This window comes from Planococcus sp. TJ-201, assembly GCF_058268495.1.
In genome coordinates this window covers 85,928-107,472 of sequence record NZ_JBZDOG010000001.1, presented here as the reverse complement: position 1 = coordinate 107,472, position 21,545 = coordinate 85,928, and the positions used below count along the sequence as shown (strand labels likewise).

The 21,545-nt window shown below is 43.7% G+C and carries 22 protein-coding genes and 2 riboswitches; of the genes, 10 read left to right on the top strand and 12 right to left on the bottom strand.

The features are described from left to right. Positions 1 to 34 precede the first annotated feature (34 nt). Both AC4EG4_RS00585 and AC4EG4_RS00580 read right to left on the bottom strand, forming a co-directional pair. Positions 35 to 1,642, bottom strand: a complete 1,608-nt coding sequence (locus AC4EG4_RS00585; RefSeq protein ID WP_490986655.1) for an ABC-F family ATP-binding cassette domain-containing protein — start codon at positions 1,640 to 1,642, stop codon at positions 35 to 37. A 107-nt stretch (positions 1,643 to 1,749) separates the two neighbouring features. Next, complete coding sequence (locus AC4EG4_RS00580) at positions 1,750 to 1,983, bottom strand: hypothetical protein (protein WP_490978220.1); 234 nt, start codon at positions 1,981 to 1,983, stop codon at positions 1,750 to 1,752. Positions 1,984 to 2,104: 121 nt separating this feature from the next. Between AC4EG4_RS00580 and AC4EG4_RS00575 the strand changes: the two genes are divergently transcribed. Further along, complete coding sequence (locus tag AC4EG4_RS00575; protein ID WP_490986654.1) at positions 2,105 to 3,277, top strand: MFS transporter; 1,173 nt, start codon at positions 2,105 to 2,107, stop codon at positions 3,275 to 3,277. Positions 3,278 to 3,279: 2 nt separating this feature from the next. Here the strand turns inward: AC4EG4_RS00575 and AC4EG4_RS00570 are convergent, their stop codons facing one another. Further along, positions 3,280 to 3,591, bottom strand: coding sequence for a DUF2651 family protein (locus tag AC4EG4_RS00570; RefSeq protein WP_490978222.1), 312 nt, complete (start codon positions 3,589 to 3,591; stop codon positions 3,280 to 3,282). An 84-nt stretch (positions 3,592 to 3,675) separates the two neighbouring features. Next, positions 3,676 to 4,206 carry a peptide-methionine (S)-S-oxide reductase MsrA gene (gene msrA, locus AC4EG4_RS00565; protein WP_490978223.1) on the bottom strand — a complete coding sequence of 177 codons (531 nt, stop codon included), beginning with the start codon at positions 4,204 to 4,206 and terminating at the stop codon, positions 3,676 to 3,678. A 286-nt stretch (positions 4,207 to 4,492) separates the two neighbouring features. On the opposite strand from msrA, the gene AC4EG4_RS00560 reads away from it, so the two are divergent. From AC4EG4_RS00560 to AC4EG4_RS00545, 4 genes are all read left to right on the top strand, one after another. After that, positions 4,493 to 5,440 (top strand): LCP family protein, encoded by a 948-nt coding sequence (locus AC4EG4_RS00560; RefSeq protein ID WP_490978224.1) that lies wholly within the window; start codon positions 4,493 to 4,495, stop codon positions 5,438 to 5,440. Positions 5,441 to 5,498: 58 nt separating this feature from the next. Beyond that, on the top strand, positions 5,499 to 6,707 hold the full coding sequence (locus AC4EG4_RS00555) for an AI-2E family transporter (RefSeq protein WP_490978225.1): 1,209 nt from the start codon (positions 5,499 to 5,501) through the stop codon (positions 6,705 to 6,707). A gap of 64 nt (positions 6,708 to 6,771) precedes the next feature. Further along, complete coding sequence (locus tag AC4EG4_RS00550) at positions 6,772 to 7,191, top strand: sporulation protein (protein ID WP_490986653.1); 420 nt, start codon at positions 6,772 to 6,774, stop codon at positions 7,189 to 7,191. A 520-nt stretch (positions 7,192 to 7,711) separates the two neighbouring features. Beyond that, positions 7,712 to 8,074 (top strand): hypothetical protein, encoded by a 363-nt coding sequence (locus AC4EG4_RS00545; protein WP_490986652.1) that lies wholly within the window; start codon positions 7,712 to 7,714, stop codon positions 8,072 to 8,074. Between the two features lie 163 nt (positions 8,075 to 8,237). Here AC4EG4_RS00545 and AC4EG4_RS00540 read toward each other — a convergent pair whose 3' ends face one another. The 5 genes from AC4EG4_RS00540 to AC4EG4_RS00520 all read right to left on the bottom strand — a co-directional run bounded on the left by AC4EG4_RS00540 (position 8,238) and on the right by AC4EG4_RS00520 (position 12,232). After that, positions 8,238 to 8,702, bottom strand: a complete 465-nt coding sequence (locus tag AC4EG4_RS00540; RefSeq protein ID WP_490986651.1) for a hypothetical protein — start codon at positions 8,700 to 8,702, stop codon at positions 8,238 to 8,240. Positions 8,703 to 8,899: 197 nt separating this feature from the next. Beyond that, positions 8,900 to 9,634, bottom strand: a complete 735-nt coding sequence (locus AC4EG4_RS00535; RefSeq protein WP_490986650.1) for an energy-coupling factor transporter transmembrane component T family protein — start codon at positions 9,632 to 9,634, stop codon at positions 8,900 to 8,902. A gap of 1 nt (position 9,635) precedes the next feature. Next, complete coding sequence (locus tag AC4EG4_RS00530) at positions 9,636 to 11,066, bottom strand: ABC transporter ATP-binding protein (RefSeq protein ID WP_490986649.1); 1,431 nt, start codon at positions 11,064 to 11,066, stop codon at positions 9,636 to 9,638. After that, positions 11,059 to 11,640: an ECF transporter S component gene (locus tag AC4EG4_RS00525; protein ID WP_490986648.1), complete on the bottom strand. Its 582-nt coding sequence runs from the start codon at positions 11,638 to 11,640 to the stop codon at positions 11,059 to 11,061. Before AC4EG4_RS00525 ends, AC4EG4_RS00530 begins: the two co-directional genes overlap by 8 nt. 1 nt (position 11,641) lies before the next feature. Continuing rightward, a complete protein-coding gene (locus AC4EG4_RS00520) occupies positions 11,642 to 12,232 on the bottom strand; it encodes a YkoF family thiamine/hydroxymethylpyrimidine-binding protein (protein WP_490986647.1) in 591 nt (196 codons plus the stop codon). A 90-nt stretch (positions 12,233 to 12,322) separates the two neighbouring features. Next, positions 12,323 to 12,428, bottom strand: a riboswitch (TPP riboswitch). A 260-nt stretch (positions 12,429 to 12,688) separates the two neighbouring features. On the opposite strand from AC4EG4_RS00520, the gene AC4EG4_RS00515 reads away from it, so the two are divergent. After that, positions 12,689 to 13,399, top strand: coding sequence for a vWA domain-containing protein (locus tag AC4EG4_RS00515; protein ID WP_490978233.1), 711 nt, complete (start codon positions 12,689 to 12,691; stop codon positions 13,397 to 13,399). 51 nt (positions 13,400 to 13,450) lie between these two features. Here the strand turns inward: AC4EG4_RS00515 and AC4EG4_RS00510 are convergent, their stop codons facing one another. Next, positions 13,451 to 14,650 carry an MFS transporter gene (locus AC4EG4_RS00510; protein WP_490978234.1) on the bottom strand — a complete coding sequence of 400 codons (1,200 nt, stop codon included), beginning with the start codon at positions 14,648 to 14,650 and terminating at the stop codon, positions 13,451 to 13,453. Between the two features lie 89 nt (positions 14,651 to 14,739). After that, positions 14,740 to 14,839: riboswitch (purine riboswitch) on the bottom strand. A 232-nt stretch (positions 14,840 to 15,071) separates the two neighbouring features. Between AC4EG4_RS00510 and AC4EG4_RS00505 the strand changes: the two genes are divergently transcribed. Then, complete coding sequence (locus tag AC4EG4_RS00505; RefSeq protein WP_490986646.1) at positions 15,072 to 16,367, top strand: M48 family metallopeptidase; 1,296 nt, start codon at positions 15,072 to 15,074, stop codon at positions 16,365 to 16,367. A gap of 83 nt (positions 16,368 to 16,450) precedes the next feature. On the opposite strand, the gene AC4EG4_RS00500 is transcribed toward AC4EG4_RS00505, so the two are convergent. Beyond that, a complete protein-coding gene (locus AC4EG4_RS00500) occupies positions 16,451 to 17,290 on the bottom strand; it encodes a DUF4097 family beta strand repeat-containing protein (RefSeq protein WP_490986645.1) in 840 nt (279 codons plus the stop codon). A 127-nt stretch (positions 17,291 to 17,417) separates the two neighbouring features. Here AC4EG4_RS00500 and AC4EG4_RS00495 point away from each other — a divergent pair, with 127 nt between their 5' ends. Then, the gene (locus AC4EG4_RS00495; protein ID WP_490986644.1) at positions 17,418 to 18,038 is read left to right on the top strand and encodes a DUF2238 domain-containing protein; all 621 of its coding nucleotides are present in this window, start codon (positions 17,418 to 17,420) and stop codon (positions 18,036 to 18,038) included. A 224-nt stretch (positions 18,039 to 18,262) separates the two neighbouring features. On the opposite strand, the gene AC4EG4_RS00490 is transcribed toward AC4EG4_RS00495, so the two are convergent. After that, positions 18,263 to 18,961, bottom strand: coding sequence for a FadR/GntR family transcriptional regulator (locus AC4EG4_RS00490; RefSeq protein ID WP_490978238.1), 699 nt, complete (start codon positions 18,959 to 18,961; stop codon positions 18,263 to 18,265). Between the two features lie 172 nt (positions 18,962 to 19,133). Here AC4EG4_RS00490 and AC4EG4_RS00485 point away from each other — a divergent pair, with 172 nt between their 5' ends. Continuing rightward, positions 19,134 to 20,537 (top strand): FAD-binding oxidoreductase, encoded by a 1,404-nt coding sequence (locus AC4EG4_RS00485; RefSeq protein ID WP_490986643.1) that lies wholly within the window; start codon positions 19,134 to 19,136, stop codon positions 20,535 to 20,537. Next, positions 20,534 to 21,517, top strand: coding sequence for a bile acid:sodium symporter family protein (locus AC4EG4_RS00480; RefSeq protein WP_490986642.1), 984 nt, complete (start codon positions 20,534 to 20,536; stop codon positions 21,515 to 21,517). Before AC4EG4_RS00485 ends, AC4EG4_RS00480 begins: the two co-directional genes overlap by 4 nt. Positions 21,518 to 21,545: the final 28 nt, after the last annotated feature.

The window sequence follows — 21,545 nt, the reverse complement described above, 5'->3', positions numbered from 1 at the left end:
CGTTCCTCGAACGTGACTGCTGCAAGAATTTGATTTATTTCGCGATCCCTTGCGTATCTTTCCACTCCAAAAATTCATCGTAAGTCAACTGCTTATCAAGGATTGAACCGTCTTCACGGATTTCAATCACGCGGTTTGCAACTGTCTGGATAAACTGATGGTCATGAGAAGTGAAGACCATAGCGCCTTTAAAAGCGATCATGCCGTTGTTCAATGCTTGGATCGATTCAAGGTCCAAGTGGTTAGTAGGCTCGTCCAATAGAAGAACGTTTGCGTGCGACAGCATCATTTTTGAAAGCATGCAGCGTACTTTTTCGCCACCGGATAGTACTGAAGGTTTCTTTTTCACTTCTTCACCGGAGAATAGCATTCTGCCGAGGAAACCGCGAAGGAAGGTTTCGCTCTCGTCTTCTGGAGAATACTGGCGAAGCCAATCTACCAATGACAATTCACTGCCTTCAAAGTAAATCGTGTTGTCAATCGGCAAGTACGCGCGTGAAGTGGTTACACCCCAGCGGGCAGAACCGGATGCCGGTTGGTCTTCTTCAGCCAAGATGCGGAGAAGAGCCGATTTTGCCAATGGATCGCCAATTAAAACGATCTTGTCATCTTTGTTCAAGTTAAAGCTGACGTTGTTGAGCAATTGCTTGCCATCCACTGTCTGGCTGACGTCTTTTACTGTTAATACATCGTTGCCGATTTCGCGTCCGATGGTAAAGTTGACGAACGGGTATTTACGGGAAGAAGGACGGATATCATCGAGCTCAATTTTATCGAGCATTTTCTTCCGTGATGTGGCTTGCTTCGATTTTGAAGCATTGGCAGAAAAGCGGGCAATAAAGGCCTGTAGCTCTTTGATTTTCTCTTCTTTTTTCGAGTTCTGATCTGATGCCAAACGGGTTGCCAATTGGCTTGATTCATACCAGAAATCGTAGTTCCCAACATAAAGTTGGATTTTACCAAAGTCCAAGTCAGCAATGTGCGTGCATACTTTGTTGAGGAAGTGGCGGTCATGCGATACAACGATGACGGTGTTGTCAAAATTGATCAGGAATTCTTCCAGCCACTGGATAGCTTTCAAGTCCAGATGGTTAGTAGGCTCATCCAGTAAAAGAACATCAGGTTTGCCGAATAAAGCTTGTGCCAACAGCACTTTCACCTTATCAGATCCTGATAGTTCAGCCATTTTCTTGTCATGAAGCTCTTCAGAAATGCCAAGGCCTTGCAGCAAAATAGCCGCTTCAGACTCAGCTTCCCACCCGTTCAGTTCTGCGAATTCGCCTTCAAGTTCAGCAGCGCGCATGCCATCTTCATCAGAAAAATCTTCTTTCATGTAAATGGCATTTTTCTCAGACATGACTTCATAAAGCTTTTTATGGCCCATAATAACCGTTTCTAGAACGGGGTGCTCTTCGTATTCAAAGTGATTTTGCTTGAGTACAGCCAATCGTTCGCCAGATCCCATATAGACATTTCCAGATTGCGCATCAAGGTCACCCGAAAGGATTTTGATGAATGTCGATTTGCCAGCACCATTGGCACCAATCAATCCGTAGCAATTGCCAGGGTTAAATTGAATATTTACATCTTCGAAAAGTTTACGGTCGCCAAAGCGAAGACTTACATCATTTACAGCTATCATTTATACGTACCTCCTAAATTTCACAATAAGAAGAGTATACCACGAAATCCACGGAAATCGATAGCAATCGCCCGTGGTCTCGGATAAACTAAAAATATCCTGTTGGTTTATCTGGTTTTGCGTTTTATATAGGCATCAAGCATTCCGAGTTCCTTGTTCAGCAAATACTCCATCTGTACATAATCACGCCGTCCGGGAACATGTTCCGGTGTCAGGCCTTTCATTGAATAGATAAAATAATAACCGCCGATTTGGCGAAACAGGACCACTACGTGTGGAAACTCATCAAAAATCGCTTTTATATTATAGCGTTTCGCGTAACTCCAATTTACGAGCTTCATCGACAACCCGCCTTTCACCCTTTTAGTTTAAATGATTGGCAGGGGAGAACACAAGTTTGTACCATATGTCCAGCTGAAATATTGCTTTACGGATTCACCTTAATGAGTGGGAGGGAAAATCGTGTCTGAACAACAAAAAATATCTGCTATGGGTTTAATGGTTTTAGCTATATTATTTGTCGCCTTAAATTTGCGGCCGGCGATTTCGTCCATTGGGCCGATGCTTGAGCCGATTCGGGGCGATTTAAATTTGAGCAATAGCGAAGTTAGCTTGCTGACGGCAATACCTGTATTTTGTATGGGAATTTTTGCGCCTCTGGCTATTTTGTTTGGCCGTAAATTTGGTTTGAAGCAGTCCATTGCCCTATTGCTGATGGCTATAGGATTGTTTACTTTGGTCAGAGGGTTTATGCCGACGTATCCGGTGTTGCTCGCCAGTGCCTTTTTCATTGGTTTAGCGATTGCCATCATCAGCCCGCTATTGTCAGCAATGATCAAGCGAGATTTTCCGTTGCGGACTGCCGCATTGATTGGAGTTTTTTCGTTTGGAATGGGGTTAGGAGCCACTTTATCTGCAGGGTTGACGGGCGTCATTTATAGCATAGCCGATTGGCCGCTGGCGATCGCAAGTTGGGGTTTGCTGTCTATTTTCGCAGTGGTGATTTGGCTGCGAGTGGAACAACCAGCTGAAGTTGGGGCGGTGAGAGACGGACTTGAACAAATTGTCGCGGTATCGCCTTGGAAGAACAAACGGGCTTGGTATATGCTGCTGTTTTTTGGATGCCAATCGGCTTTGTTTTTTTCCATGCTGACTTGGCTTGCGCCGATTGCCATCGAAAAAGGGATGTCTGTTTTGGCTGCTGGAGGGGTATTAACCTTAATGTCGGCTGTGCAAATTGCAGGGAATATTACGATTCCGCTATTTTTCAATAAGTTTCCGAATCGGTTAGTATGGATCTTGGCAGTATTGTCTTTTGGAGCAGTAGGCATTTTGCTGCTGATGTTCGGCGCTGTCGGTACAATCTGGACAGCAGCTGCGTTTATTGGGGTTGCACTTGGCGGCTTGTTCCCAATTGCTTTGCTGATGCCGCTCGATGAAACTACTTCTGCAGACGAAGCCAATAGTTGGACGGCGATGACGCAATCAGGCGGGTACATCATCTCAGCATTTATGCCATTAACCATGGGAATTGTCTACGACCAAACAGGCAATCATAGCATTACGCTGACCATGTTTTTGGTTTTTATTGTCCTGATGGCAATTTTTGCGGTATTGCTAAATGAAAAAAACTGATATTATTCTTTGGGTTCTGGTAAAAAAAACTCTTTGATAGCATGAGGCTGCAAAACGAATAACCAAGACAGATACAGAGAAATTAGCGGGAAAATAATGCACCAGGAAGATACCATCGTGAAAGAAAGCTCAGAATTGGGAAAGAATGAAGTGAAATACCAATAATTATAGTTCAAGGTCAAAAACATCGTCGTTATTGGTCCGGCATAGACTCGTTTTGTAAGAATGGCGATCAGCACGCCGATTCCAATGACAATAGCTGGAACAATCCCCAATTGCATCACGATAGGATCTATGGATTCTATAAGCTTCAATCGAGTTCCTCCCTAAATCGAATATAAAATGAAGTATGGACTGAATCATGCCTAAATGATAAAAGAGTAAAAAAAGTCGACGCCTTAAGCGTCAACTTTATCCCAAGCTTCGGAAAGAAAGATATCACGACCGGATTCTGCCCGATCTTTTTGATAATGCTCTGCATTTTTCTTATAAAAATCTTGGTGATATTCTTCGGCGCGGTAAAAAGGAGCAGCATCCCGTATTTCGGTAACAACGGGTTTGTTGAATCGTCCACTGTTGTCGAGTTCTTGCTTAGATTTTTCGGCAATCGTGCGCTGGTTGTCGTTGTGCACAAATATAGATGCTCGGTAAGAAGGACCACGGTCCTGAAACTGACCTTCATCATCAGTGGGGTCAATCTGCTGCCAAAAAATATCCAGCAATTTTTCGTATGAAAAAATCTCTGGCTGGAAGGTAATTTCAACGACTTCCAAATGGCCCGTTGTCCCGGATTTTACTTGTTCGTATGTAGGGTTTTCTACATGTCCACCACTATAGCCAGAAACGACTTGTTCAATGCCATCAAACTGATCGAACGGTTTGACCATGCACCAAAAGCAGCCGCCTGCAAATGTTGCTTTTTCTGTCATGTTAATTTCTCCTCTCGGATAAGTTTACTTACTTGATCTGTCAAAAGTTGGTTTTTGACGATATCTTGCAGTAGATAAGAAAAATCTTACCACTCCAAGGTATGCTAGACAATCAAAAAGTTCTGAATAAACTTAGCAATACTGCGAGTGTAGTTGAATGGCCATCGAAACCGGGACATATAGCCTGTTTATTTAGACGAACATTACCGATCTAATGAATTTTTGAAACTTAATATATGGAAATGCGTCTTATTGACGTAAAAGTTTAGAAAGGAGTGCATTTACTATGGAAGAAGAACTACAACCCATCAAAAGAGTAAGACGCAGAAAAAAAAGATTTCGGCTGCGCGGCATCATCTTCCTGCTCCTCATCGTTTTGATCGCTATTGGCGCTTATGCATTCATACAATTCCGGAGTGGTATTAGTTTAGCAGACAATTCAGTGCAAGAACCTATTATATTTAATGGAGATACAGCAAACGGAAATTATGAAAACATTCTGGTTCTTGGCGTGGATTCACGCGGAGAAGAGCAGTCTCGTACAGACACAATGATGCTTGCAACACATGACAAAGTGAATGGCGAAATCAAGCTAACGTCTTTTATGCGAGACATTTATGCCGATATTCCGGGGTATCAGTCGTATAAACTAAATACAGCCTATTATTTGGGAGGAGCGGACCTGCTAGCTGAAACTCTTCGAAATATGTTTGGCGTAGAAATTCATCACTATGCAGTAATTGATTTTTCGAGTTTTGAAAGCTTAGTGGATGTAGCCGCACCAAACGGCGTCGAAATTGATGTTGAAAAAGCCATGTCTGAAAAAATCGGAGTTTCTTTAACTCCGGGCGTACAAAACCTGAACGGCAAAGAGCTTCTCGGCTATGCCCGTTTCCGAGCGGATAGTGAAGGCGATTTTGGACGGGTCCGCCGTCAGCAGCAAGTCATCGCAGCCATGAAAGACGAATTGATTAGCGTAACGGCGATTCCCAAATACCCGAAATTAGCAGGTGCTCTGCAAGGGTATGTCCAAACCGATATGCCATTGACTGATCAAGTGAAATTAGCTACACAATTGGCCACCGGTGGAGGTGGAGAAGTACAGCGTTTGACTTTGCCTGTGGAAAACAGTTATAGCTATGGGAATTATTCTCATGCTGGCTCAGTTCTTGATATTAACCTTGAACTCAACAGACAAGCTTTAAGTGAATATTTGTCTCAACCCCTAGACTAAATCATCAGAGATTATGATAATATAAAGGTATAAAGTCTATTCAGAAAAGGGGAAGTTTATGCAGCCAGAGGACAAGCTTGTTCAACCTGATGATAAACCATCATTTTTTGCAACCAGCTATATTCGATTTTTAGGCGGAAGAAATACATTATTTACGTTGATTTCTTTAGTCCTGCTTGGATTGGTGGTTTTCATTTTTAGAGAAGTTTCATTTCTTTTTCATCCGCTAAGTGTTTTTATGAAAACGGTTGTTTTGCCAATTGTCCTGGCATTGATTCTCTTTTACTTGCTTCGGCCAATATTGCGTATGCTGGAGAATTTTAAAATACCACGCATTTGGGGGATCATTATTATCTTTCTTGGTGTGGTCGGTCTAATAACGTTGTTGATCGTGCTAGTATTTCCTTTTTTGCGGTCCCAATTTCAAACATTGATTGAAGAGTTTCCTGAGTATTTTATGCAGTTGCTGACAGATGTGGATGCATTTTTAAGAACATCTTTTATTGGTGACTATTATAGCGAGTCCAACTTTACCGTGGATACCTTGCTGTCAACATTGCCAGGCGACATTGCTGACACATTGCAAAATACAGTGACTACAATCATTACGGGGGTTACAGGTTTGATTTCGACGATTACTGGTGTTATTTTGTCAGTGGTCATCGTGCCCTTTATTTTGTTTTATCTATTAAAAGATGGAGATAAGCTGCCAGAGTATTTCTTGAAGCTGCTGCCTCCCAGATTCCGTGAAGATACACGCGAAGTGTTTACGGAAGCAGACCGGCAATTGGGTGCCTACATACAAGGCCAATTGATTGTTGCGTTTTGTATTGGAGTTATGGTTTACATCGGTTTCCTTATTATCGGCATGGACTACGCGCTTCTTTTGGGTGTTTTGGCGATGGTGACAAGCGTGGTTCCTTATATCGGCCCTGCCATTGCTATTGCGCCAGCAGCGATTATTGCGTTGGTCACTTCACCTTTTATGCTCGTTAAACTTGCAATCGTCTGGACGGTTGTGCAGTTGGTAGAAGGCAACTTGATTTCTCCGCAAGTTATGGGGAAAACATTGTTTATTCATCCAGTAACGATTATATTTGTGCTGTTGACAGCAGGTTCCTTGTTTGGAATCGTGGGGGTTATATTAGGGATACCTATGTATGCCTTGCTGCGTGTTCTGGTTTCTCATTTCTATAAACTCTTTAAACGCCGCTACAATAAACATGAGATCAATTTGGAAAATCAATATGACTACACCGAATTGTAGTATTGTTTTAAAAAAGTATTATTGTGGTATATAAGTACTAACAAAAGTTGGAGGGTTCTGCGTTATGAAGTTCAAAGATTTTTTATCATCTATCGGCATAGGCTCGTTAAAAGTGAACACCGTTGTGGAAAGGCCGCATTTAGAAGAAGGCGAAACGTTAAATGGTACCATTTATCTTGATGGCGGCGATGGCGAACAGACCATTGATTTTATCGAGTTAAATGTAGTTAAGCTTGTAGAAGATACAAGAGACGACAGCGATTTTGATTTTTATGAAACTGTTGTCGCGAAACAATCGATGGAATTTGCAGGTTCAGTCAAGTCAAAGGATACAGTCATGCAGCAATTTGAAATTGTACCAGATGAACGTTGGATTTTGGAAAGTACAAACGCAAAGTTAATTTTGCGGACAATTGTTCATGTGAAAAACGGAGTCAATGCAAATGATGAAGATGATATCACATACGGAACTTTAGAGAGCTGAAATTTCAGCTCTTTTTTTTATGTGTTTTAACAGGACGACGGCTGTCGAGTGGATGCTTTTCGACCCCACTTGTAACTTTCTTTTTTACTTTAACGTTGCGGGAAAGCTTTGTACACATGTACTGAGTTTACGTATATATCGAAAGATGATATTGATAATCATTCTCATTTATGTTAAAGTAAATGATAACAGCAATTAGCAATCACAAAGAACAAGGTGGACTTTTGTTTGATTGCTGGATTTCCCTAAAATAGCCAGCCATCAGCAGAGACAGGCCGTGACCCTGAATTTGTTGGAGGACAGGTTGCTGTTATCGAGTGTTAGTGTCATTTCGTTTTGCATTTGGAATGTCTCAAGAAAATACTAGAGACATTAGAAAATCCCATATGCAAATAAAGACGATCGGGGCTGCTGTTTGAAGATGCGCTGCTCAGTATCTTCAAACAGAAAGAAAACCCGAAATAGTTGGTTTATTTAGAGAAGAATACGTCGTACATCATCCAAATGGGAGCGGAAGCAGATGAATAAAACGATGATGATACTGGTATGTACTTTATTTTTATCAATTGGAGTTGAATTCCATCCGAACAATCTAAAAGTGGAGGGTCCTGACCTTTCGACCGGTCAAGTGCCTGTTGTCATCTGGTCAACGATTAAAATACCAGATTTGTTGCTGCAAGATTCTATTTATCCGATATTTCAACTTAGGGACATTGATGCAAAAGTAGCTGGAGTGTCCACTGTGGGAGCAAAAAATGAAGTCGTCAAAGCCGGCCTGGATGCAGAAGCAGGACGTGTGAATTGGAGAACAGCTATGATTGTATTTCTTGTGGCTATTTTTGTTTATTTGATCAATAAAAGCAAAAAACAAGATATTGAGTAAGGTCATACGGACATGTTGGAGCCGTGTAAGCATACATAGTTTAGGATTCATTCAGTTCAATTCAAAAACCAATGTCGAAGCAAGCCCTCAAAGGCGCAAGTTTCAACATTGGTTTATTTGTATGCCATAACTTACGTGAAAGGTTTTTGCTTTTTCAAAAGCTTTACTTTAAAGGAATGTTGTAAATCATTTTGGCACCCAATGCCTTTATTTCGATATGGGGAGACAACGATTTTAAGGAAGTTATTTTTTCCAATGCTTCTTTCTGTGCATCTTCGAAATTGGTATGGCCTTCAATCGTTGGAATTGGCTGGATTTCAAATGGAGAAGCAGGAGAGTGTCTAATAAATAATAATATTATGTAATCCAAATGAATGGATGTCTCCATAAAAACGTCAGGTTCGATCAATAATTCATTGTCAGGAAAATAGCTGATTTTATCTTCACCAATTATGGCAATTCTTTTTAAAATCCATAAATACGGTTCTCCATTAGAAGCGATAGATGAGACTCTGGATAAAATAGTTTCCAGATGCTGTTCGAACAAGGAGAGTGACTGAGGGTGATTTGGTGCGAAGACAAAGTAAATACGATTGTCTTGTTCGTCAAGCAGCTGAAATTGATTCACAGCAATTCCTCCCATCCAATAGGATCATGTAACTGCTTTCATTATAAGCGATTAAAAGATTCTAAACAAATCTTGTATTTTACTTACTATGTAAATTACTACATAAGGAATATTTTCAAATTTCAATACAAGTAATAAACAAAAAAAGAGAAAAACCCTCAAATTAGGATTTTTCCCTTAAGTTTACCGCCAAACCCTTAATTCAACCAAATTCCTATAAGGCAACTGGAGGAGAGAATGAGTAGAAAAACACCGGTCATGAGAAAATCAATGCGACCGATTTGAACCTGGTGGTAGAAAGCGATTCTTGGTTCGCCTGTAAAGCCGCGCGCTTCCATAGCAAATGCAGACCGCTCGGCTTTGCGTACAGCTCCCGCAAGCATCGGTAATAAGATATGGCGCATGGCTATTAATCGCTGCCAGCTGTATTTTTCAATTTTAGCTCCGCGAAGTCTCTGAGCCTGCTGGATTTGAAAAAATTCCTCTTTCATAATGGGCAGGAACTGATAGCCGACCATAACCCCGTATGCAAGCTTAGGTGACAGTTTGAGCTGTTGCATCAGGCTTAAAATAAACTTAACGGGATCAGTGGTGAAGGCAAAGAGGAGAGACAAGGTAGAAAATGCCATAACGCGAAATGCTAACGACAAAGCCTGTGACCATCGCTCTTCGGTTATATCAATTCCGGCAAATGACCAAATGACGATCCCATCGTTTGACTCACCAAAGACGAGCGTTGTCCATAGGTAACCGATTGCTCCTATGGTAAATGGCAGCATGAACAATAGCCAAAGCTTCCATTTTGTACGGCTCATCGTTAGTTGGAGCAAAATGAGGCCTATCCAAAACAAAAATGGAGTCCATGGATTGAAGAAAAACGCGATAACCAGCATGGATAAAGTGACTACAATAAATTTGATGGATGGATTCATGTTATGCAAAAGATCTCGCAGCAGGTCCCACTCCTTTCGGAGGCAACAAATGGTGCATCAGCAACAGCTCGTCGTTGCACCAAACTTCATTTGCCGGAAATTTCCCAGTCATTTGGCCGTCTTTAACCAGCAGCACCGAGTCAGCTAAACTTGCTGCAAATTCCATATCATGCGTGACGATTAAAAAACTTGTGCCTTCTTTCGAACCTTGATCAATCAACTCAAAAAGCTCAAGCAAAGCAGCCGTATCCTGGCCGGAAGTCGGTTCGTCCATCAGCAGCATTGGCCGTTTGTCGGCAAGCATAGCGGCAATTGCCACACGCCGTTTTTGCCCGTGGCTGACAGCGAATGGATTCGCGTCTTTAATTTCTTCAAGGCCGAGGCGCAACATTAAGAGGTCTAAGTCAGTCTGACTAGTGGCCCCTGAAAAAGCGACTTCTTGCTGAATACTTGGCGTCATGAACAAGTATTCTGGGGATTGTGGCACATAACCAATTCCATCTGATTCGACCGTTCCTGCCGATTTTTTGTAGATTCCGCACAAGGCTTTTATAAGCGTTGATTTGCCGCTGCCGTTTGGACCAGCAACTACAACCACTTCACCTCTGCTGACAGAAAACGTGAGCGGTTCGAGCAATTGCCTGTCTTTCATGGTGACTGACAGCCCGTCGGCGCGCAAAGCAATCGCTGGTTGTTTAACAGAATGACGTATTGGAAATGACACTGGCTGGCTGGAGCTGAACTTTTGATCGCTCACTATGCGGCCATCACAGCTTAATTGAATTTCACGCTCAAAAAAAGAACCCCAACTGTCCAAACGGTGTTCGACTGCGATAATGGTCAGGTTGGATGCTTGCTGCAATTTCGCCAGCCACTGGACAAATTGCTTTGCGGTATACGGATCCAGATGAGACAAAGGCTCATCCAGCAATAAGACTTCCGGTTCCATGATCAGTGCACATGCAGTCGCTACACGCTGTTTCATTCCACCGGACAAGGATTGAATAACGGCATTCCGCATATGTGCCAGTCCCGTAGTTTCCAAAACTGCTGTGATGCGCGGCTCCATTTGGGCAAATGACGTCTGCAAGTTTTCAAGGGTAAAGGCAAGTTCGTCCTCAACCGTTGGCATACAAAATTGTGAGTCAGGATCCTGAAAAACAGTGGCAACGCGATGATTGATTTCACCAGCAGTGTAACTGGCAGCCGATTTTCCGAACAACTCCATTTCGCCATCAACTAAGCCATCGCAATTGTCCGGATACAATCGATTCAGCAAATAAAGCAATGTACTTTTGCCGCAGCCGCTTGGACCGGTTAGAACGAGCCGTTCACCAGGGGAAACTGAAAATGAGAGAGCATTCAAAGTCTTTCTCTCGTTTTCAGGAAAGCGAAAAGACAGCTTTTCCAAAGTGAAAACTTTTTCAGGCATTCACATCACCTTTTTTCGCACGTGCAATGGCGTACCCGCGAAGCGAACCAGTAGCAAGCAGTGCATCACCAATATACTTTCCGCCAATGCCTGCGATAATTGCACCGCTTAAAACACGAATCGTGAACATTAATGCAACAAACGATGGATCGAGCGCTGCGTAGCCTGAGACAAAATAGCCGTAAATAAAGCTGAAAACAGCTGATCCAATGCCGGCAAGCATCAGTATGAGAATATTGAAATGCTTGTAGCCGCTCAATGCGAACACTGCTTCAGCGCCAAGCCCTTGGATAACCCCTGACAAGATCAAACGGGGACCGACCGCATTGCCAATCAATACTTCAATTGTCGCCGCCATGGTTTCGGACAGGAAGGCAGCTCCGGGCTTACGAATGATGTACATGCAGATGATCGATACAATAAACCAAATGCCAAAAATCCATTCATAGGCGAGCGGACCAATCAATGCTGCCCAAATATTTGCAACGTGCAAAAACAGCAAGTACACGATGCCAAAAACCACTGCAAATAGCGACATCAACACGACTTCTTTTAATTTCCACGATTTCAACAAATCAAGCACCTCCATGAGAGGGGCTGTTGATGCTCATCGTTACGGTCATGACCAAATGGCGATGTTCTTCGGAGCGGGCATGTGTAAAAGATTCTTCGTAAAAGGCGAACACATCATGAATGTCTCCGTGAATGCCACTGGCATAATGCATGGAGTCATTGAAAACACCCTTTTGCTTGGCACGCTCAACTTCCCGATAAATAACGGTCATGTAATCCGGGTTGTTCATTGGGTATAAAGCAAACTGGGAAGACACGTATTGCTGAGTACTATCAGTGTTTAACAGCACATCGTCTTTTTCGAGATAGACGTCGCCTGATGAATCGCCTGGACAGCCGATTGAGAACGTACCAGACAGCGCCACATGTGCTCCAGTTTTCGCAGTATGCAGCGCCAGTGCCTTGGCAACATTGAAGACGTGGTTCTGCTTTCCGCGGATGACTGTCGACACATCATCGGTATGCATCCAGACATTTGAAGTGTCGGTCTCGTTTAACGCTCCTTTAATTACTTGAATAAAATCGCCGGTCATCGGATGTAGCGAAAAACGAAATCCGACAATTGGGCTAGTTCCGCATTGCAATGGTTCCATAACAATATTCCTCCTAAAAATTTGCACAAAAAAGACCGCATCCGTGAAGATGCAGCCATAATCTACAAATAATTACAAAAGGAATTATTTCAGAAATGCGCCGCACTTCCTCACGCAGGTATTATCCTGATCGAGTTATGAGGGATCGAAGCTTGCGCTTGCATCTCAGCCATAATGGGCACCCCTAGTGCAGAAAACGGTATGCGGTTTTTGTGTTCGGGTTGTTCCCGATGGGTTTAGTGTAGAGGAAGAGGTTGAAGATGTAAAGAAGAGATTGGAAAAAGTAAAGGTGGCAGTTTGAAAGGATGTTTGAAATCACTCCGGACGCTCTGGGTATGGCTTCTGCATAAGGAGGGAAGAACTAGTGTTTACAAATTTAAATATTTCCAATATTTCCTTTTTAAGTTTGGGGATCTTCGCTATACTAAAAACAAGATGATAAGAGGAGGCTATTCAATGAGTACGATTTCCCTTAAGAAAGAAACGGCAAGTATTGTATTGGAAAAAAAGAAGTTAACAGGGGTTGTGGCAAAGGTTGGCATTGTGCTAGATATTACAGGGTCGATGCGGAAGCTTTATCGTGATGGTGTGGTGCAAGAAGTGGTTGAACGTGTGCTTGCGGTAGCGAGCCAGTTTGATGATGACGGTGCACTTGATGTTTGGGTTTATGACCATGAGTTTTCCCGTTTGCCGGCGGCTACCGAAGCCACTTTTATGGGCTATGTGGAAAAGAATATTTTGTCCAACGACAGTGTCCACAAATTCGGTCGGAACGATGAACCGAAAGTGATGGAAGACGTTATTCAGAAGTATATTAAAGAAGAACCGAGTGAAGACCCAGTCTTTTTGGTTTTTATCAATGATGGCGGATGCAAGTCAGGCATCAAGAAATTCATCGTAGAATCCTCTGATAAGCCGATTTTCTGGCAGTTTATCGGTATCGGCGATTCCAACTTTGATGTGCTCAAAAAGCTTGATAAGATGAGCGGGCGCGTCGTCGACAACGCTAACTTTTTCCATGTTCCCGATATTAACGCAGTGACCGATGAAAAACTGTACAATCAAATGCTGAATGAGTTTCCCCAATGGCTGAAAGAGGCGAAAGAAAAAGGGATCTTCCAAAAAAAACGAAAATCGCCATTGGATTTTCTATTTAAAAACAGATAAAAGCTCTGATAGAATCAATCGATTCTATCAGAGCTTTATTTAGTAATGTAATTATTGTTCATAGCCGGTATTGAATGTCTGACTGTTTGTCTGTCCAGTAACGGGCTTTTTTGTCGGACGAGTCAAAGAAAATACAGCACAGCCAAGAGCAATCAGTACAATCGCAGCACCTACCCATGCCGTACTAGATACCGAGCCGGTTTGTGTCAAGGTGATGCCGCCGATGGCCGAACCAAGTGCGATGCCAACCTGTAGAGCGGAATTGTTAAAGCTTTGCTGGATGTCCGATGTGTCTGGGTCAGTTTCAATCAAGTAGCTTTGTTGAGGAGGAGCGAGGCTCCAGCTCAGTGCTGCCCAAATGACCATTACCGGCAGGAAGGCAACGAGAGAGAATGTCGTGAGCGGAAGCAGAAACAAAGCAACAGCAAACGTTGAAATGACAATGATGATGCTTTTTTTCGAGCCGATTGAATCGGACATGATTCCGCCGATGGCACCTCCACTAACTGCCGCAATCCCAAATACCAAGTAACAAACACTGATCCAGAATGAACTTAGCTGCAGGTTGCTTTCCAAAAACGGGGTGAAATAAGCATAGACCGTGTAATGGCCGGCAAGCATGAACATGGTGGCGAGGTGGGCTGTACCGATTTTTGCACTAGCTACCGCTTTCAGCTGCTGTTTTAACGGTACCGCTGTACCTCCAGCTATCGGCTGGATAAAGCGTGCTATCAGCGCCATGGAAACGAGGGACAAAGCAGCAATTCCAAGGAAAATGACGCGCCATCCGAAGGCATCGGAAATGAGAATGCCGAGCGGCACCCCGAGAACGAGTGAGGAACTGATCCCCATGAAAATAAGGCCGATCGCTTTCGCACGGTAAGGCGGTTCAACCATTTTGGCCGCAATGGTCAGAGACAAAACGACAATAAGTGCGGTGCTCGCTGCGGTAATGACGCGCGCTATCATCATCCAGGTAAAGTCCGGACTGAAGAACGTCATAATATTCCCAATGAAAAAGACCGCAAGCGAAATTAAATAGACTTTTTTCCGTTCAAACCTACTGGTTGCGACCAGCAAAAGGGGGCCTGCAATGGCATAAATTAAAGCAAATAAGGTAATCAGTTGGCCGGCTGAGCTCAGCGAAACGCCAAACTCTTCAGCAATTGTTGGCAGTATGCCGCCAACAATCAGTTCCACAAGTCCTACTGCGACGGTGGATAAGGCTAAAATGTAAACTTTCAAGTTCATGAGATTCTACGCTTCCTTTCAAAATGGAGATAATAAAAAATGGCCCAAAGATCCCCGTCAGAAAACACAAAAAAATCCTGATTACAAAAAACGAACGGATCGTTTTCTGTAATCAGGATTTTGCGGTTCCTGGTAGAGACCCTTAAGCCATATTCTTAAGGTTATACAGATGCTTATAGCGGGATAATTACTTTAGAAATCTTACTACAAATAAAAAAAATCTGCAAGTCGATAATCAAATGAATTCAGCACAATCAACAGTTTTGATTTTTAAAAAGTCCAATACTTGATTATTTTTTTCATTTAAAACTGAGTATAAGTTCAAAAATAAAAAGTATCAAATAATTTGAAATACTTGTTTTTATAATAGGTACTATGTGCTATTATATGTAAGATATTCCAAATTGAGAGGAAGTATATTGTGGACAAGACGTCGATTCAATCAAACAGAGAAACCGTTTATTTTTTCATTAGCCTATTTTTCAGCATTTTTATTTACGCCGCGGTCATTGTCTCCGTCATCGGCGCTGCGATTGCCCTAACGGTTGTCGTGTTTACGTTATTTGCTCATATTATCATGCTGGGTTCGATCCGTGGAAACGGCGTGCGGATCCATGAACGGCAATTTCCAGACGTCTATGAACGTGTGCAAGTTTTGGCCAAGCAAATGGAACTTAAAAAAGTACCGGATGTTTTTGTGATCCAGTCTGAAGGGGCGCTTAATGCCTTCGCCACTCGATTTTTTGGACGCGACATGGTCGTGCTCTATTCCGAAGTGTTTGAGCTGGCACGTGAACAAGGACAAGACGAGCTGGACTTTGTGATTGCCCACGAACTGGCCCATGTAAAACGGCGCCATGTGTGGAAAAACCTTTTGATTCTGCCAGCTGGGTTTATTCCATTTCTAAGTCAAGCGTATAGCCGGTCATGTGAGTATACATGCGACCGCCACGCTGCGTTTACGATTCAAAATGCGGCAGCTTCGAAACGGGCTTTAACGCTTCTTGGAATCGGCAAGAAAACCTATTTGGAAGTCAATGAGGATGCATATTGCGAACAGATTGCCACCGAATCCAATGCGGTTGTCTGGCTGAGCGAAGTGTTATCGACGCATCCGCGCTTGCCAAAACGCGTTCAGGCCATTCAGCAGTTCGATAACAGTGAAGCGAAATTCTACGAGCCGGATCATGGGAAAATTGTTCTTGGGGCTACCTTGATGGTAGGCGTAGTAGGAGCTGTTTACTTTTCAACCATCGCTCTTTTTGCAGGAGGCGCATTTGCTTTTTCTCAGTTTCTGCCGGATATGAATGAACCGGTTTTCGAAGAGGATTACGGCTATGGTATCGAAGGAGAAACGGCATTGATGTCCGCTGCTTCCATGGGCGATTTGGCAGGAGTTGAAGAAGCCCTTGCAAACGGAGAAGATGTGAATGAAAAGGATTCTGAAGGTGCAGATGCTTTGATGTATGCGGTTTATTCTGATAACGCCGACGTTATTCAAGTTTTGATTGATGCGGGAGCCGATCCCAATACAACCGATGATTATTCAACTGTTTTGGGATCGGCTGTAATGTTCGCGGAGTCTGAAATGGCTTTGGTATTGGTCGAAAATGGAGCCGATCCGGAATTGCAGGGACCCGATGGCTTGAATGCAATGGACCATGCAGGAGCAGAAAGCGAAGCTGAGTTTTTGGAGATGTTGGAAGAGGGACTGTAATAGTCAACGATTGGGAAATGCAGTTCTATAGCAATAAACGCCACCAACGAAATCATTTGATTTCATTGGTGGCGTTTTCGCTTTTATTTCACGATAATGTGGCCATTGTTGGTAACGAGGCGGATCAGCACATCCCCGTTGCCAAAACTGACTTCTTCGGAATTGCGCCCAAACACATCAATGACCCCATTATCGGTGCGTGATTCGATCCGCGCATTAGTGGGCTCGCTGTCAGAATGAATTTCAATGCGGCCATTGTCAGTTTCAAAGTCTATTGGGAAGTTAAGCAAATCGGTAGTTAATTCGATGCGGCCGTTATTGGCGTTTGCTTTCAAGTTGCCTGCTGCATCGGTAAACACAATGCGGCCATTTGACGAGTGGATGGTCATGTTGGCATCCGTATTGGCCACTTCAATTGCGCCATTGTCTGTTTCAGCTTCAACTATCTCGCTTTTTAATGCATCCAGTGCAATGCGCCCATTATCTGATTCGATTGAAACTTCATTGGCATCGATGTCTTTAGCCAGGATAGTACCATTATCGCTTTCAACAGTGAGCAATTCCAACCCATCAGAAGGGACATAGACTTGCAACGAGTGAGAGCGACTAAAGCCAAATATAAAAAACCGAAATCGATCCTCTACCTCAATGGTCAACTGATTGCCTGAAACGTCTGTCTGCAACCTCACATCATCCTCACTGCCCGTCAGCACGACACGTACAGTATTGTCAGTGCTTGGCACAATATCCACGCGAGAGTTTTCTACTTGGATGTCCATAGATTCGATTTCTTCGTTGAACGTTTTTTCTTCCAGCACGTCTTGTTGTGCCGGATCAGAACTGTAGATGGCATACAAAACCGCAATGACGACGATAAGGAATAGCACGATGACAGTAATCAAAATCCTTACTAATGTTTTCATAGCCGGATTTTCCTTTCTTTGATAAAACATGCACAGCATTGGATAGGGCAACAGGCTTTTACAACATTTTGTGGAATACTTACATCTAGAGCAACTGAAGACGCAACTGGCCAAAGGAGGGGTAGTTATGGAAACCGTGCAAAACAGGCGAGCGATTGCGGTTGAACGGCTTGTCTGGTGGTTGGTGCAAATATCTTTGTTGGTAGGCATCTATTATATGTATGCAGAAAATAATGGAACGAAAGTGTTTATGGGCTTTCTTACGATTGCAGTCATGGTGGCGATCTCTCTTGTCCAACGGCATTATCATTATCCGCTGCCTTCAATTTTTACAACCATCATCTATATCTTTATTTTCTTTTCAGTAGTCATTGGTATATTCGTCGGAGGTTACCAAATAAATCACTTTGATGATTTTCTCCACGTATTTTCAGGTATCTGGATCGGCTATGCCAGCTGGATCATCCTCCGGCATTTGCTTCGCAACGGAGGGGGGTCTGACCTTCCCAATTCGTTTATCGCACTGTATATGATTTGCTTTTCCTTGGCCGCTGCGGCGTCATGGGAGTTGTTGGAGTTTGCAGGTGACAAATTATTCAGTTTCACCGCACAAGGCCGCGATCCAGACGACACGATGATCGACATGATTATGGGATTGATCGGCGGTTCGATCACCGCATTTACCATATTGAAATTGCGGAGCCGAAACAAGAAGGAAAAGAAGGAAAGAAAGAGTAGGAAAAGATAGACGTATCTTCGTGTATTCTATAATGCTAATTTTATCATAAGTTTATCCAATTATCAGATAAATAAGTTTTTTTAGCGTGGTAGTTAATAACTTTGCTTTTCATAGGAATGTCTTACGCAGCTAAAACGCCCCCTTCGAAATCGATTGATTTCAAAGGGGGCGTTAACGTTATAAAAGGCAAAGAACTTTATCCAATGCGTTACTTAATCACTTGAATCTCAGTTTTAAGTAGCTCTGAACAGCTCCAATCGAATCCTGGAAATGTGCTTGTCCATCAACTGCCTGGCCAAATCACTATTGCCATCAGCGATTGCCAAGTAAATTTCTTCGTGTTCTTTAAGTGTGTCTGCATGACGGCTGCTATCGGTAAAGCGATGTCTGCGGGTAGCCCGAATATTTTCTTCCATCCGGCTTGCCAGTGTTTCCATTAAATCGATCAATAACTGATTTTTTGTTGCGTACGCGACCTGCAGGTGAAAATCCAAGTCTGCCTGTACGCCCAATTCCGGGTCATCTATGGCTTTGGCCATTTGCGACAGCACATGCCTGATAGCTTCAAGATTTTCAGCAGTGGCTCTTTGTGCGGCTAGAGAGGCTGCTTCTACCTCAAATGCTCTCCGCAATTCCAACATTTCATCGATCAACAGTGCTTTTGTTTCATCCATGTGCGTGCGGAGTTCATTGCCGAGCGAAGCCCTTTTGGAGGCAGCAAGAAAACTTCCTCCGCCTTGACGGATTTCTAACTTGCCTTTGCTTTCCAGACCTTTTAAGGCTTCTCGCACCGAGTTGCGGCTGACCCCAAACAAACTGGCCAGATCGCGTTCAGAAGGAAGCCTGTCGCCAGGCATCAATCCTTTTTCCAAGCACAGCATATTTATTTGTTCCACTATTAATTCATAGGTTCGTTTTTTTGGATTCAACAATGGTAATCGCTCTCCCTGTCCAGCTATTTTAGATCTTTCCTTCATCATACCGAAAGGATTGGAAAATGTCTGAAAATACACATTGTATTTTTCAGATTATTATGTATAATTGGGTTAATTGGTAGGACCAATTCTGAATAAGTTGTGAAAAATTAAGAGGGAGCGATCAAGCATGGCAGTTGGCAAACAAAAAACCATTTTGGAAAGCTTGAGAAAACACTTGAGAGAAGAACAAATTAGCATCAACGAAACCGTAAAAGAGTTGCATGGCCAGGACGAATCTTATCATCAAATGGAATTGCCGGACATTGTCGTTTTTCCCGAGACGACCGAGCAAGTATCGGCCATCATGAAATCGGCTACCACATACCAGATTCCGGTTGTGCCATTTGGACTCGGTTCCAGTTTAGAGGGGCATGTCATTCCCCAAAGAGGCGGCATTACAGTCGATTTTTCATTGATGAACAAAGTATTGGCAGTTTTTGAAGAAGATTTTCTCGTCACGGTGCAGCCGGGTGTAACTCGGACGCAGCTCAATAAAGAACTAAAAAAATACGGATTGTTTTTCACCGTAGACCCTGGAGCGGATGCGACACTTGGCGGAATGGCTGCGACTAATGCGAGTGGGACCACTTCTGTAAAATACGGCGTCATGCGGGACCAGGTGCGCGACTTGGAAGTAGTAATGGCTGATGGAACCGTCATCCATACTGGAAACAAAGCCGCTAAATCTTCATCAGGTCTGCATTTGAATGGACTGTTTGTCGGATCAGAAGGAACGCTCGGCTGTTTCACCGAAATGACGTTGCGTGTTTACGGAATCCCGGAGTTTATTACAGCTGCACGCGCTTCGTTTGCGACGGTCAAAGATGCGGTCGAAGCGGTTGTTTCCATTTTGCAGGCAGGTATCCCAATCGCTCGCGTTGAACTGGTGGATGAGCAATCGATGAAACAAGTCAACAAATACAATGATACCGCTTACAAAGAAATGCCCACCTTATTTCTGGAGTTCCATGGCAATGAAGCGGGATTGCAGCAGGACGTAGAATTTATGCAGGAAATTGTCCGGGGGCATGCGTGCGAAGAAGTCGCATTCGAAACCGATACCGCAGCGCGCAACCGATTGTGGGAAGCACGCCATACATTAGCTTACGCATACATTCACGGACATCCCGGCAAAAAAATGATGGTCACCGATGTGTGTCTGCCCATTTCTGAACTGGCGAGAGCTGTCGGACATGCACGGGAAAATTTGCGGGCACTCGATTTGCCCGGAGGCATTGTTGGACATGTTGGGGATGGCAACTTCCACGCACTCATTATGATGGACATGGAAAACCCTAAAGAAATTTCAAGAGCGCAGGAATTCAATGAACGCATTGTGATGTACGCGCTTGAGCGGGGCGGCACGTGTACGGGAGAACATGGTGTCGGCATCGGCAAGCAAAAATATCAGCAGCAGGAACACGGTGCAGCTTTAGCTGTGATGGAAAAAATCAAAGCTGCATTGGATCCAGATAATCTATTGAACCCTGGCAAAAACATCAAAGTAGAAAAAAAGGAGACGATCCAATGAAAATACTGCAGTCCGTAAGTGCCGTAGCTGGAAAATATTTTGCCGTATGGGTGATTCTCGCAGCATTACTTGCGTTTTTCTTGCCTGAAGCATTCATCGGGTTTGGTGCATATATTACGATTCTTCTCGGTGTCGTCATGTTCGGAATGGGGCTGACGCTAAAGCCGGTCGATTTCAAAATCATCTTTAAAAATCCACTGCCTGTTGTCATCGGCGTTGCGGCGCAATTTTTGATCATGCCGCTTGCCGCATTCGGCATCGCCTATTTACTGAACTTACCGCCTGAACTTGCCGCGGGACTCGTGCTCCTTGGCTGTGTTCCTGGTGGAACAGCGTCAAATGTTATGGTCTATCTCGCAAAAGGAAATCTGGCGCTGTCTGTTGCGATGACATCGCTATCGACGTTGATGGCACCTATCATGACGCCGCTGTTGTTATTGCTGCTCGCAGGCCAATGGCTTCCGGTAAACCCGCTGTCAATGTTCCTGTCGATTGTTCAAGTGATCATCATTCCGATTACACTCGGCATTCTGGTGCAGCAGTTCTTTCCGAAAGCGGTCGCCAAAAGCATTTCGATCGTACCGCTCATTTCCGTTGCAGCCATTTTGATCATTGTTTCAGCAGTGACCGCTGCCAATGCGCAAAATGTCATCAGTTCAGGATTCATCGTGTTCTTTGCCGTATTTTTGCATAACGGTTTTGGCCTGGTACTTGGCTATTTAACCGCCATGCTAATGGGACTCAATGAAACCGACCGCCGTGCCATTTCGCTTGAAGTGGGCATGCAGAATTCTGGATTGGGCGTCGCACTCGCCACCGCCCATTTCAGTCCGCTTGCGGCGTTGCCGAGCGTATGGGGCGCGATCTGGCACAATATTTCCGGACCGATTCTTGCGACGATCTGGTCGAAAAAGCCAGCGGTTCCGAATAGAGAGACTGAGTTGGAACGGGCTTCTGAAGTGAAACCATGGAAAGCTTAATCTCAATTAAATGATCCATTTTTAATTA

What these genes read in the sequence shown, in the direction of transcription:
- AC4EG4_RS00555 (WP_490978225.1), top strand. Translation starts at nt 5,499, where the DNA reads ATGCAGCCAGAGGACAAGCTTGTTCAACCTGATGATAAACCATCATTT.
- AC4EG4_RS00560 (WP_490978224.1), top strand. Translation starts at nt 4,493, where the DNA reads ATGGAAGAAGAACTACAACCCATCAAAAGAGTAAGACGCAGAAAAAAA.
- AC4EG4_RS00500 (WP_490986645.1), bottom strand. Translation starts at nt 17,290, where the DNA reads ATGAAAACATTAGTAAGGATTTTGATTACTGTCATCGTGCTATTCCTT.
- AC4EG4_RS00550 (WP_490986653.1), top strand. Translation starts at nt 6,772, where the DNA reads ATGAAGTTCAAAGATTTTTTATCATCTATCGGCATAGGCTCGTTAAAA.
- AC4EG4_RS00485 (WP_490986643.1), top strand. Translation starts at nt 19,134, where the DNA reads ATGGCAGTTGGCAAACAAAAAACCATTTTGGAAAGCTTGAGAAAACAC.
- AC4EG4_RS00545 (WP_490986652.1), top strand. Translation starts at nt 7,712, where the DNA reads ATGAATAAAACGATGATGATACTGGTATGTACTTTATTTTTATCAATT.
- msrA (WP_490978223.1), bottom strand. Translation starts at nt 4,206, where the DNA reads ATGACAGAAAAAGCAACATTTGCAGGCGGCTGCTTTTGGTGCATGGTC.
- AC4EG4_RS00480 (WP_490986642.1), top strand. Translation starts at nt 20,534, where the DNA reads ATGAAAATACTGCAGTCCGTAAGTGCCGTAGCTGGAAAATATTTTGCC.
- AC4EG4_RS00585 (WP_490986655.1), bottom strand. Translation starts at nt 1,642, where the DNA reads ATGATAGCTGTAAATGATGTAAGTCTTCGCTTTGGCGACCGTAAACTT.
- AC4EG4_RS00515 (WP_490978233.1), top strand. Translation starts at nt 12,689, where the DNA reads ATGAGTACGATTTCCCTTAAGAAAGAAACGGCAAGTATTGTATTGGAA.
- AC4EG4_RS00520 (WP_490986647.1), bottom strand. Translation starts at nt 12,232, where the DNA reads ATGGAACCATTGCAATGCGGAACTAGCCCAATTGTCGGATTTCGTTTT.
- AC4EG4_RS00580 (WP_490978220.1), bottom strand. Translation starts at nt 1,983, where the DNA reads ATGAAGCTCGTAAATTGGAGTTACGCGAAACGCTATAATATAAAAGCG.
- AC4EG4_RS00495 (WP_490986644.1), top strand. Translation starts at nt 17,418, where the DNA reads ATGGAAACCGTGCAAAACAGGCGAGCGATTGCGGTTGAACGGCTTGTC.
- AC4EG4_RS00535 (WP_490986650.1), bottom strand. Translation starts at nt 9,634, where the DNA reads ATGAATCCATCCATCAAATTTATTGTAGTCACTTTATCCATGCTGGTT.
- AC4EG4_RS00530 (WP_490986649.1), bottom strand. Translation starts at nt 11,066, where the DNA reads ATGCCTGAAAAAGTTTTCACTTTGGAAAAGCTGTCTTTTCGCTTTCCT.
- AC4EG4_RS00510 (WP_490978234.1), bottom strand. Translation starts at nt 14,650, where the DNA reads ATGAACTTGAAAGTTTACATTTTAGCCTTATCCACCGTCGCAGTAGGA.